Below are 12,923 nucleotides of genomic sequence, written 5' to 3'. Positions count from 1 at the left end.
TTGATCCAAGTCAACTCTCGCGTGCCCGGGATATGATGTGTTAGGAGTCGATAATACTGGCGGGCTCCGCGGCGCCCGGATGGTCAAGCTGGTTTGTGGGAGGATTGAGTATGAAGTGTCTGGCCAAGCTTTGCCTGACTTTAGGTTTGCTCGCCGTCGGTCCGGTGCAAGCCGCCGACGTGATCTCGGCGTCCGCGCCTGAGCCCGCGCCCGCGAGCGGCTGGACCTTCTCCGTGACGCCCTATTTCTGGGCGGCTGGCCTTTCGGGGCAGACCGCCGCGTTCGGCTCCCCGACCATCGACGTCGACGCCAGCTTCAGCGACATCTTCGACAACCTCGATTTCGCCGCGATGGCGATCGCGGAGGCGCGCAACGGCCCCTACAGTATCTTCGGCGACCTGATCTACACCAAACTTTCCGCCAGTTCGGACACACCACTCGGCATTCTGGCGGATAGCGCGGAGGTCGAGGCCTCGACCTTCGCCGGCCTGGTAGGCGCTGGATATTCCGTGCTCGACGGACCGTCGGGCAGGCTCGACATCGTCGGCGGCGTGCGCGTGTGGTCGGTCGACACAGACATTTCCTTCAGTGGCGGCGGCTTGGGTGGCCAGACTTTCAGCGACGGCGCGACCTGGGTCGACGGGCTGGTTGGCGTGCGCGGCAACTTCGCCTTCACGCCGCAATTCTACGCCATGGGCTGGGCGCTTATAGGCGCCGGCCAGGCGGACCTCGACTGGGACGTCGCGGCCGGCATCGGCTACCATTTCCACGACCGCTATTCGGCGACGCTCGGCTACCGCGCACTCGGCGTCGACTACAGCGATGACGGCTTCCTGTTCGACGTGGTGCAGCAGGGGCCGATCATGGGGCTGACAATCCGGTTTTAAACATGCAGCGACGCCGGCCGACGCGGCCGGCGCGCCATCCCCGGGAGGGAAACATGAAGACATACCGTGCAATCACATTCGTGGCGGCCGCGCTTGCCGGTTGCGCCTTCGCTCAACACGCACAAGCGGCGGGCGACGATATAGGCACGCTGACGCCCGAGAAGGCCGACAAGGCCTTCGCGAGCAAGCCGATCTACTCGCCCTATGCGGGGCGCAACTTTCCGACCCGGCCGCTGTTCGGCGACACGCACCTGCACACCGGGGCTTCTTTCGACGCCGGCGCTTTTGGCGCGCGGCTGACTCCTCGCGACGCCTACCGCTTCGCCCGCGGCGAGGAAATCACGGCGTCGAGCGGCCAGCCGGCCAAGCTGTCGCGACCGCTCGACTTCCTGGTGGTGGCCGATCACTCCGACAACATGGGCATGTTCCCCGACCTCTTCGCCGGCAAGCCGGAGGTGATAGCCGATCCGCAGGCCAGGACATGGTACGAGGAGATCAAGGCGGGACAGGGCGGCAAGGCGGCGCTGGAGATCATCTTCGCCTTCGGCCAGGGGAAGCTGCCCAAGGCGATGATCTACGGGCCGGACACGCGGCCCTACAAGAACGCCTGGCAGGACACGATCAAGGCGGCCGAGGAATACAACGATCCGGGACGCTTCACCGCCTTCATCGGCTATGAGTGGACCTCGAACACCGACGGCAACAATCTGCACCGCAACGTGATCTTCCGCGACAATGCCGACAAGGCCGACCAGGTGGTGCCTTACACCACGTTGAAGCCGCTCGGCAGCGACAATCCGCGCGACCTGTGGACGTGGATGCAGGGCTATGAGGACAAGACCGGCGGCAATGTGCTGGCGATCGCGCACAACGGCAACCTCTCCAACGGCCGCATGTTCCCTCTGATCGAGTCCTTCACCGGCAAGCCGGTCGACAAGGAATATGTCGAGCAGCGCTCCCGGTGGGAACGGCTCTACGAGACGACCCAGACGAAGGGGACCGGCGAGGCGCATCCGCTGCTCTCGCCCAACGACGAGTTCGCGGACTTCGAGCTCTGGGATTTCGGCAACCTCGACGCCAGCGTGCCGAAGACGCCCGACATGTTCGAATTCGAATATACCCGCTCGGCGCTGAAGAACGGCCTCAAGCTCGAAACAGAACTCGGTACCAACCCCTACAAGTTCGGGCTGGTCGGCAGCACCGACGCGCATACCGGCCTCGCCGCGGTCGAAGAGGAGAATTTCTTCGGCAAGACGACGCCGCAGGAGCCGAGCCCCGAGCGTCTGACGGCAACGTTCGTCAAGGACGCCAAGACCGGCATCACGGTGATGGACTGGGAGGTAGGCGCCTCCGGCTACGCCGCCGTGTGGGCGCAGGAGAACACCCGCGAGGCCATCTGGGACGCCATGCAGCGCAAGGAGACCTATGGCACGACGGGACCGCGCATGGCGGTGCGCTTCTTCGGTGGCTGGGACTTCGAGCCGGCCGATGCTGAGAACCGCAACCCCGGCGCCATCGGCTACGGCAAGGGCGTCCCCATGGGCGGCGACCTGACGGCGGCGCCCGAAGGCAAGGCGCCGACCTTCCTGGTCGCGGCGCTCAAGGATCCCATCGGAGCCAATCTCGACCGCTACCAGATCATCAAGGGCTGGCTCGACGACAAGGGCCAAACCCACGAGCAGGTCTACGACGTGGCGTGGGGCGGCGACCGTCAGCCTGGCGCCGACGGCAAGCTGCCGTCGGTCGGCAGCACGGTGGATGTCGAGAACGCGATCTGGACCAACACGATCGGCGCGCCCGAACTGATCGCGGTGTGGAAGGATCCAGGTTTCGATCCGAAGCAGAAGGCCTTCTACTACGGGCGCGTCATCGAGATCCCGACGCCGCGCTGGACGGCCTACGACGCCAAGCGGTTCGGGACGAAGCCGCTCGAAGGCACGCTCATGACTGTCACCGAACGCGCGTATACCTCGCCCATCTGGTACACGCCGTAACAATCTTGACGCCAACGCGTGACAATAAGGAATGATGAGATGATGGATCCAGGAAGAAGTCTGAACGGGACGTTTCGGACCGTTATTGCGGCGCTGGCGCTTTGCGGGCTGGCGGGCGTGACGGGCGCTCAGCCCGCCGCGGCCGATGAGGCCCAGGCGAAGCAAATGTTCAAGGCGATGACCGACTATCTTGCCGGGCAGCAGGCCTTCTCGTTCAAATATGACGCGACGCTCGACATCGTAACCGCCGACATGATGAAGCTCGGCCTCGCGAGTTCCGGCTCGCTGACGCTGCAGCGTCCGGACAAGGCGCGCATGACACGCACCGGCGTGGCCGATGTCGAACTGACCTATGACGGAAAGACCGTTTCGGCGATCGGGAAGCACCTCAACGTCTATACGAAGATTCCCCTGGAGGGCTCGGTCGACGACATGATCGATACGCTCCGCTTCGCCTACGGCGTCGAAGCGCCGGCCGCCGACCTTCTGTCGCCCAACGCCTTCGCGATCATGATGGAGAACGTCACGGCGGCCAAGGACCTCGGAAGCGGCGTGATTGGCGGAGAGGTCTGCAACCACCTGGCTTTCAGAACCGTGGACACGGACTGGGAGGTCTGGATCGCCGATGGCGATGTGCCGCGCCCCTGCCGTTTCACCATCACCAGCCGGATGATGGCCATGGCGCCTTCCTACACGGTGCAGATTTCCGACTGGAAGGCCGGCAAGGATGTAGCCGCCGACGATTTCCAGTTGCAGACGGGCGACGCCAAGGAAGTGAAGATCGAGGAGATGCGCGGGCTGGACGAACTCGCTGGCCTGCTTGAAGAAGGAAACGCAAAATGAGGTCGTCCACCAAGGCGGTCATTGCATCGCTCGCGCTGCTGTTCTGCGCCTCCGACTTCCACGTCGCCGACCGGCAGGTCGGCATGGGCATCTTCAGCCTGGTCTCCGATGCCCAAGCGCGCGTTGGGCGTCCGGCGACCCCCGGCAGCGTCGCCGGCGTCGCCCGCAGGACCACGCGCCGCGTGATCCGCCGCGGCGCCTATATCGGCGCCATTCCCGCCGGCTGTCCGTATGGCAGCTACTACGGCTATAGCCTCTACTACTGCGGCGGCGTTTATTATCAGAGGTCCGGCGGCGGCTACGTCGTCGTCTATTTCTGAGCAACGACGACGTAGAAGCATTGCAAGGGAGCCGCCCGTGTCGTAGGCGGCACCCGGCAATCGTGACCGGCGACGGGCAAACTCGCCGGAACTGATGGTGATCGGGCCAACCCCGGAGGAATGATCGATGGACCCGGCCAGATATTTCGAAAGATGGTTCCAGAGCTATTGCGAGTCCGAGCGTTCGCACTGGCTGAAGGGGACCATGAAGGCCGAACTCAAGATGGCGGCCTACGAAGCCTTCAACGAAGGCATCTCCTTCGAGAAGACCAAGCGGGAGGACGAAGACGATCTGGCCAATGACTGAGCATCGTCGCCGGTAGGCCATGGTGTCCGAGACCCGACCATCGCAACCCGTTCCCGGGCGCACCGACTGATGCTGAAATCGCTGCTGAAGGAGCCGCTCCTCCACTTCCTGCTCCTGGCGCTGGCGATCTTCGCGGTGCACGGGCTGGTCTCGGACGTTGACGAGAAGACGGACAGCATCGTCGTCACCGCGCCGAAGATCGAGCAGATGGCTACGCTGTTTGCCAAGACCTGGCAGCGCTCGCCGACGCCGGAAGAGCTCAAGGGCCTGATCGACGATCATGTGAAGGAGGAAATCCTCGTCCGCCAGGCGCTGGCGCTCGGGCTCGACAAGGACGACACGGTCGTCAGGCGCAGGCTGCGCCAGAAGATGGAATTCCTGAACGCGGCCGAAGCCGAGGCGCTCGAAGCGACGGATGCGGAGCTGCAGGCCTATCTCGACGCCAACCCTGACGCTTTCAGGATCGACGGCGCGCTTGCGTTCCAGCAGGTTTTCGTCAATCCACAGCGACGCGGCCAGGCGACCGGCCAGGACGCCGCATCGATCCTAGAAGTGCTGCTGTCCGATCCGGAAATCGACCGTTCTGGCCTCGGCGACCCCACACTGCTGCCGCCGGATCTGCCGCTTTCCACAACGACGCAGATAAGCCAGACCTTCGGGGCGGAGTTCGCCGAAGCGCTGTCCAAGGTTCCGCCCGGACCATGGACGGGTCCAGTGGCTTCCACCTACGGGCAGCACCTCGTGCGCGTGACGGAGCGCCTGCAAGGCCGGACGCCTGTTCTCGACGAGGTGCGCGAGGCCGTGGCGCGGGAGTGGACGAACGCCAGGCGGCAGGAACTTGAAGACGCGCGCCTGGCGGAGCTGCTCAAGGGCTATTCGGTCACCATAGAGAGCCCTGCCGGCATGGAAGCGCCTGAGTGAGACGGCTTCTTGTCGCGCTGATCTTCCTGATTCCGCTGCTGGCCGCCGCGCCTATGCATGCGCACGAGATCCGGCCGGCCTATCTCGAAATGCGCGAAACGGCGCCGGACGAGTTCGCCATCGTCTGGAAAGTCCCGGCGCTGGGCGAAATGCGCCTCGGGCTTCACGCCCGTCTGCCCGGATCGTGCGTGGAAAGAGCCGAACCGGTTCCCACGCTCGAGGGCGGAGCCTATCTGGAGCGATGGACTGTCGCCTGCGCCGGAGGGCTCAAGGGCGGCGAGATCGGCGTCGACGGGCTCGGCTCGACGATGACCGACGCGCTGGTGCGCATCCAGTACGCGACTGGAGACGCCGAGGTCGCTCGCCTCCTGCCGGAACGGCCCTTCTTCGTCGCGGCCGGAACGCAGACCAGCCTCGAAGTGGCGCAAACCTACTTCCTGCTCGGCGTCGACCACATACTGTCGGGCCTCGACCATCTGCTGTTCGTGCTTGCGCTGATGCTGCTCATCCGCGACCGCTGGATGCTGGTGAAGACGATCACCGCCTTCACGGTGGCCCACAGCATCACGCTTGCCGGCGCATCGCTCGGCTATTTCAGCTTGCCGCAGGCCCCGGTGGAAGCGACCATCGCGCTCAGCATCGCCTTCGTCGCCAGCGAACTGGTCAAGGCGAAGCCGGGCGAGAGGCGGCTTTCCGAAAGCTACCCCTGGGTCGTGGCCTTCGCCTTCGGGCTGCTGCACGGCTTCGGCTTCGCCGACGCGCTCAAGGAGATCGGCCTGCCGCAATCCGACGTTCCGCTCAGCCTGCTGGCCTTCAACCTTGGCGTCGAAGCCGGGCAATTGATCTTCGTCGCGGCGGCGCTGATCCTGCTCGCGGCGGCAAGCGCGCTGGTCAAGATACCGCAGGCGCGGGCACGACAGGTCGGCGCCTATGCGATAGGCACAGCAGCGATGCTATGGCTCGTTCCCCGTGTCATCGGCCTGGCGGCGTAGCCAAAGGCGTCCCGAGCCGTTTTACCGTACGGCCATGGTGGATTTGGCGGGGCGGACATATCGCAGCACGTTGCGGACCACCTGGTCGTGCAGCTCCGGACTGTCGTCGAGGTTGAAGTGGCCCATGCCCGGCTGAGTGGACATATCCTTGTTGTTCAAAGCGCCGGCAAAATCGCTTTCGCCCTTGAAGACATGGCCCCATCCGCCGGACTTGAAATAGAAGTTGACGACATTGCGCACATTGGAGGGCACCATCATAGGCGCGGTCGCGGCGAAGCTCACGATCAGGTCGACCCGGATGCCCTTCTTCTTCAAGGCATTCGCAATGAGGATCGCATTGTTTGCGCCCAGCGAATGACCGATGATCACAACCGGCGTGCGGCCATATTTTTGGCGATGCTCGACGATCGTCTGTGCGACCCCCCGCCAGCCCTGATAGCTGACCAGCGACGCCGTAACACCCTTCTCTTTCAGTTCCACCCTGAGTTTGTCCAGGCCGGCGGAGAAGACGCTGAAGCCGCCGCTAAGGATGTACACGTCGCCCTGGAAGGCGGCCTTAGCCGCCACGGCGTATGTGTCGTCGGCCACTGCCCGCTGGGAGGCATCGGCTCTGATGCCGGTACACAGGACGATTGCCAGGACAAGACAAAAACGAAGCGAAATGCTCGACGGGATCATCCGACTGCCCAGTTGGACTATTGCGGTCGGTTTCTACGAATATTTCAAATCCGGCTTTCTTGCCAGCCGCATCAGCGGTTAGAAAATACGGGGAACGACACGGCCGGTTCTTGCAGCGTAGGAACGGTATTCGTCGCCGAAGGACTTTTGCATCAGCGCCTCCTCCGCCCCGACACGTCCAAAATAGAGCAGGCCCACCCCAGCGATGCCGGACAGGCCCGCCACCCAGTTGGGCAGGAGGAAGGCCTGCGCAATCGCCCACAGCCAGAACGACGAATACATCGGATGACGGACATATCGATACGGCCCATCGGTGACCAGCCGATGCTTGTCCCGGATCTCCAAAGTCACCGACCAGTTGCGGCCGAGCTGGCGATGGCTGGCGTAAAACAGCGCCAGGAAAAGCACCTCCACGGCGAGCCCGCACCAACCCATCCAGGGCCGGAAACGATAGTCCGCAAATCCGAAAACGCCTGTGGCGAGATGGAACGCCGGAATCACCGAGAGGCCAATTCCCGCCGCCGGAAGCACCAGGCGTTCGGACAGCGTGCGCTGCGCGGCAACGATGCGAATCCTGCGCGCGCGCCGCTGGTAGGGGAGCCGTATCACGAACCAGGCAACGAGGCCTGCAAGCCAGATGAACGCCGCTGCGCCCTCGGTCATCGAACTGCTTCCCCATCTGAAAAGACGGCGACGCTCGGGTCGTTGGGTATCGCGGACACCGGATGCGGGCCGAAACAGATCAGGAAAAAGTCATAAAAATATTGGCGCGTGTTGGCTGAAACGAACTGATAGTGGATCCGGAAAAACCTGCCCCTTATGCGCCTGTACATTTCGCGCCCGATCATGCGGGGCAGGTGAATCTTGCGAACGATCGGAAAGGCGGACGGACTGCCCTGCGCTCGCGGCCTCAAGCCCATATCGACTACAGGGTTCGTCTTGTAGAAGTTGATCACGTCCATCAGGCACTGGAACTCTGCCCATTTGAGCGACGTTTCGTCGACCAGGCTCTGCACCTTGGTTCTGTAAGCCTCCGCCGCGGGATGCAGCCCAAACTTCAAGGCCGTCGAGCCCAGCGTCAGCAGGGCGACTTCGGCGCCGCGCCTCGCCATGCCGGGATCGGCCTGGAGGCTCCTTGCCGCAACGTCGAGGATCAAACCGCCGCCCGTGCTGTGCCCGACAAAAATGATCTCGTCGAACTGCCGGGCTTTCACCGTCTCGGTGGCGATTGTTGCATATTGCTCCATCAGCGCCTCGGCCTCCGGCCTGCTGCCCCGGACATACTCCCTGGAAAACGACCATAGATCCATCAGATGCGTGACCGACCATCGTTTACCCAGCGTCGCCAGAAGCGGAAAGAGGGCCAGCAGGGCGATCAGCGTCGGCAGTGCGGGGGTGTCTATGTTCGCAAACCGCAAGGCGGCTGACGCTGCAAGCAGCACCGCCAGGAAGAAGAAGGCGGTCACGGCAAACGGATAGAGAAAATACAGCCCGAACCGCCAGCTTTTTGCGAAAATCGAAAAGGCCGTGCCGCTGAGCCAGTAATCCAGGAAGGCGGCGAGATAGCGGAACACACGCACGGGCAGCCACCGGGCGGCGTCGGCGTCGACGATCGAATCGAGGCCGAAAAACTGGAAGTCCGTGGTCACCTGCCACGAGTCTGCCGCGGACGTCACCACCGTCACGCTGCCGACGTCGGCAAGGGGAAGGGCGATGTCCGTCGTCGATGTCTCGACGCCCCAGGTCGCTTCGAAACGGCGCATTTCGCGCGCAAGACGCTCGAAAAAACTCTTCGGCGTCTTCGGTTCGTAACCTCCGATGAAAAAAATGCATCGACGGGCTATCATGCCGTTCTGCTTGCCTGCGAAACTTTAATAGGTCTCTCCGTTCTATCCATCCAGCGCTACACTTGCACTTTGCATAACCGAAGATTGGCCGGCGCGACAGCCGGGGCGTGCGCTTCCCGGCGCCAAGCGCACAACGTTGGCCGCCGGCGCCGTGCCGACACCGAAGAGCGCGTGCGACCTACCCTTGCGACACGCCCGCTTCGGCAAAACTCGCCATGCCGGTATGGCAGGCAAGCGCCGAACGCACGACGTTGACCGCCAGGCAGGCGCCGGAGCCTTCGCCGAGCCGCATGCCGAGGTCGAAGAGCGGCGCCAGCCCGAGTGCTGCGAGCAGCCCGCGATGGCCGGCTTCCGCCGAGACATGTCCGGCCAGCGCATGCGCCAGCCCTGCCGGGTCGAGCCCTAGCAGGGGTGCTGCGGCCGCCGTGCAGACGAAGCCGTCGAGCAGCACGGGAACTTTTTTGTGCCGCGCGGCAAGCGTCGCGCCCATGATCGCGGCAAGCTCGCGCCCCCCGAGCGCTGCCGCTATCCTGAGCGGATCGCCGAGTGCGGCCTTGTGGAGCGCCAGGCCTTTTTCGATGGCCGCCGCCTTGCGCTTCAGGCCGGCGTCGTCGACGCCGGTGCCGCGCCCGACCCACTTTGCCGGCTCGCCGCCGAACAGCGCCGCGGCAATCGCCGCCGCCGTCGTCGTGTTGCCGATGCCCATTTCGCCGAAGCAGGCGAGGTCGGCATCTTCGGCGACGGCGGCGTAGCCCGCCGACACGGCTTTCAGGAAATCCGCCTCGTCCATCGCGGTCTCCTGCGTGAAGTCGCCCGTGGGACGCTCGACCTCCAGCGGCACCACGGAAAGTTCGGCGCCGGCCGCGCGGGCAAGCTGGTTGATCGCAGCGCCGCCGGCGGCGAAATTCGCCACCATCTGATGCGTCACCTCGGCCGGGAAGGCTGAGACGCCCTGCGCGGTGACGCCATGAGAACCCGCGAACACCACCACCTGCACCTTGTCCAGCTTCGGCATGGCGCGGCCCTGCCAGCGCGCCAGCCAGGCAGCGATCTCTTCCAGCCGGCCGAGGCTGCCTTGCGGCTTGGTCAGCGTGTCCTGGCGGGCGAGGGCGGCCTTCGCTGCCACCTCGTCGCCGGGCCAGAGGTTCGTGCAGGCCGCGCGCAGTTCATCGAAGGATTTGAAGGACATGGAAAAAATGGCTCCGGATTTGAGTCAATGCGTTGAGAGTTTGAATCAGGTGAGGATGGCCGCCGCGACCAGCAGCACGGCGATCTCGCCGAGCTGCTGAAGCGCACCCAGCGTATCGCCCGTCTGCCCGCCGATCTGGCGCAGGCAAAGCGCGCGAAAGCCGTAGAAGACGAGGGCGAGAAGGAAAGCGGCTGCGGCCAGCCCTGAAACCCCGAGCGCCAGCAGCGCCACCGCGCCGGTCGCCAGCGCTGTCATTGCCGTGTCCGCCGCCACGGTACCAGCGCCGGCGGCGAGCCCGTCCTGCCTGGCAGGCGGAACGAGATGCATGAAGGCTGGCAGTAGCGCGCGCGATGCCGCATGCGCCGCGGCGAGCCCGCAGAACACGAAAAACGGGTTGCCGAGCTGGACCAGCGCGCTCCAGCGGATCAGCGCCGACAGCATCAGCGCCGCCGCACCGTAGGCGCCGATGCGGCTGTCGCGCATGATGTCGAGCTTCTGCTCGCGCGTCTTGCCGCCGCCGAACCCGTCGGCCACGTCCGACAGCCCGTCCTCGTGCAGGCAGCCTGTCGTCAGCATCGCTGCGGCGAGCGCCAGCGCGGCCGCGACTTCCGGCGACAATCCGGCCGCGCTTGCAGCCGCATGCACCACGCTTGCCGCCACCGCCACCGCGACGCCGGCGAGCGGCGCCGCCCAGATCGCCTGCGCCAGCGTGCGCGCGCCGAACTCGAGGCGCGGCAGCGGCAGCCGCGTGAAGAAGACGAGGCATAAGGCGATGTCGTCGGCGATCCGGCGCGGCGTCATGTAGAGGTCCTCGCGATGGCGTGGAAGAATGTGCCGCTGACCAGCCCGCGCCGCCCGCCCGAGAGCCCTAGCGGATTGCCCTGGCCGTCGGCGATCTCGACGAGCGGCTCGTCCGTTCGCGGCTCGATCATCTGCGCGTAGTGGAACTCGTGGCCGCGCACTTGCGACCCCGCAGGGCCGAGCGCGGAGTCAGCCGTCAGCTTCGCGCGCCGGTAGCCGAGATTCATCTTGCGCCTGGCGAAGCTGGTTGCGTGGGAAAGCAGGCCGAGCATCTGGTGCCGCTCGCCATCCGCATCCACCAGCCCTTCACCTAGCACCATGAAGCCGCCGCACTCTCCATGCACCGGCCTGTTCTCCGCGAACTCCCGCAGCCCGGCGCGGAAATTCCCGGCGGCTGCGAGTCGTCCGGCATGCAGTTCGGGATAGCCGCCCGGCAGCCAGCAGACGTCGCAGCTTTGATTCGGCCCTTCGTCGGCGAGCGGCGAGAACGGCACGATCTCCGCCCCGGCCTTGCGCCAGTGCCTTGCCACATGCGGGTAGAGGAAGCTGAACGCCTGATCGTCGGCCAGCGCGATGCGTTGACCCGGCGGCGGCAGCGCGGCGGAAAAATCGCCGCCCTGCGGCTCCAGCGGCATCATCAGGCCAAGCACCCTGTCGATATCCAGCGAGCGCTCCATGACATCCGCCAGCCGCTCGATATGCGTGTCGATGTCCGCGTGCTCGCCCGCCTGCACCAGCCCGAGATGCCGTTCGGGCAGGGTGAGGGTAGGGTCGCGCATCACCGCGCCGACCACGGGAATGCCCAGCGCCTCGATCGCATCGCCGGCCAGCTTGCGATGCCGCTCGCTGCCCAGCCGGTTGAGCACGACGCCGGCGATCCTCACCTGAGGATCATACGTGGCAAACCCCTTGGCGATGGCCGCCGCAGTCTGCGACTGTCCGGACACGTCGAGCACCAAAAGCACCGGCAGGCCGTAGAGCCTGGCGAGGTCGGCCGCCGCGCCCGAACGCCCCGGCTCGGCCGGGATGCCGTCGAACAGCCCCATCGCGCTTTCGATCACAACCGCATCCGCATCGTTTGCCGCCTCCGCAGCCAGGGCGCCGAGCAGGCCCGGCGGCATCGCCCAGCTGTCGAGGTTCACGCCGTCGCGTCCCGTCGCCGCCTTGTGGAAGCCCGGGTCGATATAATCCGGCCCGGATTTCGCGCCGGCGACGGCGATGCCGCGCCGCCTCAGCGCCCGCAGCAGGCCGATGGTCACCGAAGTTTTTCCGGAGCCCGAGCGCGGCGCGCCGATGATGATCGCGCGCGCGCTCATCGCCCGAACTTTTCCCGCAGCGAGACGATGTGCCCGATCACGATCAGGGCAGGGGACACGATGCGCTCCCACGCCGCCGCCTCGACCAGCGTGCCCAGCGTAGCCACCACCGTGCGCTCCCCGGGCAGCGTCGCGTTCTCCACCAGCGCCGCCGGCGTGTCTTCGGCGAGACCGCCGGCCTTCAGCGCCTCGACCGTATCGGCCATATGCGTGAGGCCCATGTAGATCACGATCGGCTGGCCGGTGCGGGCAAGGGCGGCCCAGTCCGGCCGGTCGTCGCTCTGCGCGGCAAAACCGGTCGCGAGAATCACCGCGCCGTTGACGCCGCGCATCGTCGCCGGGATGCCCGCCGAGGCGAGCCCGCCGAAGGCCGAGGTCACGCCCGACAGTACCCGGAACGGGATGCTTTCCGCGGCAAGAGCCAGCGCCTCCTCGCCGCCGCGCGCGAAGACCAGCGGGTGCCCGCCCTTCAGCCGCACGACCTTGCGGCCCTCCTTCGCCAGCCGCACCAGCAGCGCGTTGATCTCGCCCTGCGGGATCGACAGCCGTCCGCCGCGTTTTCCCACGAAGAATTTTTCGGCCTGGCTCCCCACCGCGACCACCTTGTCCGAAACCAGCGCGTCGTGCACCAGCGCGTCGGCCTGCGCGAGTGCCGAAAGAACGTCGAGCGTCAGCAGCCCCGGATCGCCGGGGCCGGCGCCGGCCAGCCACACATGGCCGGGCTTGAGCTCTGGGCCGTCATGCGCCAGCCGCGCGACCGCCTGTTCAAGGAAGGCTTTCCCACTCATCCTTGCTGCTTTCTTCGATGACTGACGCACCACTCACGCC

General features: G+C 65.6%; 14 protein-coding genes. 7 read left to right on the top strand and 7 right to left on the bottom strand.

What is annotated here, in order from left to right; translation table 11 throughout:
- Positions 1-110 precede the first annotated feature (110 nt).
- The 7 genes from ABLE71_RS15310 to ABLE71_RS15280 all read left to right on the top strand — a co-directional run bounded on the left by ABLE71_RS15310 (position 111) and on the right by ABLE71_RS15280 (position 6,264).
- Positions 111-887, top strand: a complete 777-nt coding sequence (locus ABLE71_RS15310; protein WP_348784292.1) for a hypothetical protein — start codon at positions 111-113, stop codon at positions 885-887.
- Between the two features lie 53 nt (positions 888-940).
- Complete coding sequence (locus ABLE71_RS15305; protein ID WP_348784291.1) at positions 941-2,881, top strand: DUF3604 domain-containing protein; 1,941 nt, start codon at positions 941-943, stop codon at positions 2,879-2,881.
- Positions 2,882-2,920: 39 nt separating this feature from the next.
- Positions 2,921-3,724 (top strand): DUF2092 domain-containing protein, encoded by an 804-nt coding sequence (locus tag ABLE71_RS15300; protein ID WP_348784290.1) that lies wholly within the window; start codon positions 2,921-2,923, stop codon positions 3,722-3,724.
- Positions 3,721-4,044, top strand: coding sequence for a hypothetical protein (locus ABLE71_RS15295; RefSeq protein WP_348784289.1), 324 nt, complete (start codon positions 3,721-3,723; stop codon positions 4,042-4,044). The genes ABLE71_RS15300 and ABLE71_RS15295 overlap by 4 nt, the downstream gene beginning before the upstream one ends.
- A gap of 127 nt (positions 4,045-4,171) precedes the next feature.
- Positions 4,172-4,351 carry a hypothetical protein gene (locus ABLE71_RS15290; RefSeq protein ID WP_348784288.1) on the top strand — a complete coding sequence of 60 codons (180 nt, stop codon included), beginning with the start codon at positions 4,172-4,174 and terminating at the stop codon, positions 4,349-4,351.
- 69 nt (positions 4,352-4,420) lie between these two features.
- The gene (locus ABLE71_RS15285) at positions 4,421-5,272 is read left to right on the top strand and encodes a peptidylprolyl isomerase (protein WP_348784287.1); all 852 of its coding nucleotides are present in this window, start codon (positions 4,421-4,423) and stop codon (positions 5,270-5,272) included.
- A 53-nt stretch (positions 5,273-5,325) separates the two neighbouring features.
- The gene (locus ABLE71_RS15280) at positions 5,326-6,264 is read left to right on the top strand and encodes a HupE/UreJ family protein (RefSeq protein ID WP_348784499.1); all 939 of its coding nucleotides are present in this window, start codon (positions 5,326-5,328) and stop codon (positions 6,262-6,264) included.
- A 21-nt stretch (positions 6,265-6,285) separates the two neighbouring features.
- On the opposite strand, the gene ABLE71_RS15275 is transcribed toward ABLE71_RS15280, so the two are convergent.
- From ABLE71_RS15275 to cobA, 7 genes are all read right to left on the bottom strand, one after another.
- On the bottom strand, positions 6,286-6,942 hold the full coding sequence (locus ABLE71_RS15275; RefSeq protein ID WP_348784286.1) for a lipase: 657 nt from the start codon (positions 6,940-6,942) through the stop codon (positions 6,286-6,288).
- 78 nt (positions 6,943-7,020) lie between these two features.
- Entirely contained in the window at positions 7,021-7,605 is a 585-nt protein-coding gene (locus ABLE71_RS15270) for a protein-S-isoprenylcysteine O-methyltransferase (RefSeq protein WP_348784285.1), read from the bottom strand.
- Positions 7,602-8,789: a lipase gene (locus ABLE71_RS15265; RefSeq protein ID WP_348784284.1), complete on the bottom strand. Its 1,188-nt coding sequence runs from the start codon at positions 8,787-8,789 to the stop codon at positions 7,602-7,604. The genes ABLE71_RS15270 and ABLE71_RS15265 overlap by 4 nt, the downstream gene beginning before the upstream one ends.
- Positions 8,790-8,967: 178 nt before the next feature.
- Positions 8,968-9,978 carry a nicotinate-nucleotide--dimethylbenzimidazole phosphoribosyltransferase gene (cobT, locus tag ABLE71_RS15260; protein WP_348784283.1) on the bottom strand — a complete coding sequence of 337 codons (1,011 nt, stop codon included), beginning with the start codon at positions 9,976-9,978 and terminating at the stop codon, positions 8,968-8,970.
- A gap of 45 nt (positions 9,979-10,023) precedes the next feature.
- The gene (cobS, locus tag ABLE71_RS15255) at positions 10,024-10,779 is read right to left on the bottom strand and encodes an adenosylcobinamide-GDP ribazoletransferase (RefSeq protein WP_348784282.1); all 756 of its coding nucleotides are present in this window, start codon (positions 10,777-10,779) and stop codon (positions 10,024-10,026) included.
- A complete protein-coding gene (locus ABLE71_RS15250) occupies positions 10,776-12,095 on the bottom strand; it encodes a cobyrinate a,c-diamide synthase (protein WP_348784281.1) in 1,320 nt (439 codons plus the stop codon). Before ABLE71_RS15250 ends, cobS begins: the two co-directional genes overlap by 4 nt.
- Positions 12,092-12,883: a uroporphyrinogen-III C-methyltransferase gene (cobA, locus tag ABLE71_RS15245; RefSeq protein WP_348784280.1), complete on the bottom strand. Its 792-nt coding sequence runs from the start codon at positions 12,881-12,883 to the stop codon at positions 12,092-12,094. The genes ABLE71_RS15250 and cobA overlap by 4 nt, the downstream gene beginning before the upstream one ends.
- Between the last annotated feature and the right edge of the window lie 40 nt (positions 12,884-12,923).

The sequence above is a fragment of the Mesorhizobium sp. KR9-304 genome (assembly GCF_040049215.1).
Taxonomy (GTDB): Bacteria; Pseudomonadota; Alphaproteobacteria; order Rhizobiales; family Rhizobiaceae; genus Mesorhizobium_K.
The sequence above is the reverse complement of the archived record's forward strand: the minus strand, read 5'-3'. Positions and strand labels throughout refer to the sequence as shown.

What these genes read in the sequence shown, in the direction of transcription:
- ABLE71_RS15300 (WP_348784290.1), top strand. Translation starts at nt 2,921, where the DNA reads ATGATGGATCCAGGAAGAAGTCTGAACGGGACGTTTCGGACCGTTATT.
- cobA (WP_348784280.1), bottom strand. Translation starts at nt 12,883, where the DNA reads ATGAGTGGGAAAGCCTTCCTTGAACAGGCGGTCGCGCGGCTGGCGCAT.
- ABLE71_RS15295 (WP_348784289.1), top strand. Translation starts at nt 3,721, where the DNA reads ATGAGGTCGTCCACCAAGGCGGTCATTGCATCGCTCGCGCTGCTGTTC.
- ABLE71_RS15305 (WP_348784291.1), top strand. Translation starts at nt 941, where the DNA reads ATGAAGACATACCGTGCAATCACATTCGTGGCGGCCGCGCTTGCCGGT.
- ABLE71_RS15250 (WP_348784281.1), bottom strand. Translation starts at nt 12,095, where the DNA reads ATGAGCGCGCGCGCGATCATCATCGGCGCGCCGCGCTCGGGCTCCGGA.
- ABLE71_RS15265 (WP_348784284.1), bottom strand. Translation starts at nt 8,789, where the DNA reads ATGATAGCCCGTCGATGCATTTTTTTCATCGGAGGTTACGAACCGAAG.
- ABLE71_RS15310 (WP_348784292.1), top strand. Translation starts at nt 111, where the DNA reads ATGAAGTGTCTGGCCAAGCTTTGCCTGACTTTAGGTTTGCTCGCCGTC.
- ABLE71_RS15275 (WP_348784286.1), bottom strand. Translation starts at nt 6,942, where the DNA reads ATGATCCCGTCGAGCATTTCGCTTCGTTTTTGTCTTGTCCTGGCAATC.
- ABLE71_RS15280 (WP_348784499.1), top strand. Translation starts at nt 5,326, where the DNA reads ATGCATGCGCACGAGATCCGGCCGGCCTATCTCGAAATGCGCGAAACG.
- cobS (WP_348784282.1), bottom strand. Translation starts at nt 10,779, where the DNA reads ATGACGCCGCGCCGGATCGCCGACGACATCGCCTTATGCCTCGTCTTC.
- ABLE71_RS15270 (WP_348784285.1), bottom strand. Translation starts at nt 7,605, where the DNA reads ATGACCGAGGGCGCAGCGGCGTTCATCTGGCTTGCAGGCCTCGTTGCC.
- cobT (WP_348784283.1), bottom strand. Translation starts at nt 9,978, where the DNA reads ATGTCCTTCAAATCCTTCGATGAACTGCGCGCGGCCTGCACGAACCTC.
- ABLE71_RS15290 (WP_348784288.1), top strand. Translation starts at nt 4,172, where the DNA reads ATGGACCCGGCCAGATATTTCGAAAGATGGTTCCAGAGCTATTGCGAG.
- ABLE71_RS15285 (WP_348784287.1), top strand. Translation starts at nt 4,421, where the DNA reads ATGCTGAAATCGCTGCTGAAGGAGCCGCTCCTCCACTTCCTGCTCCTG.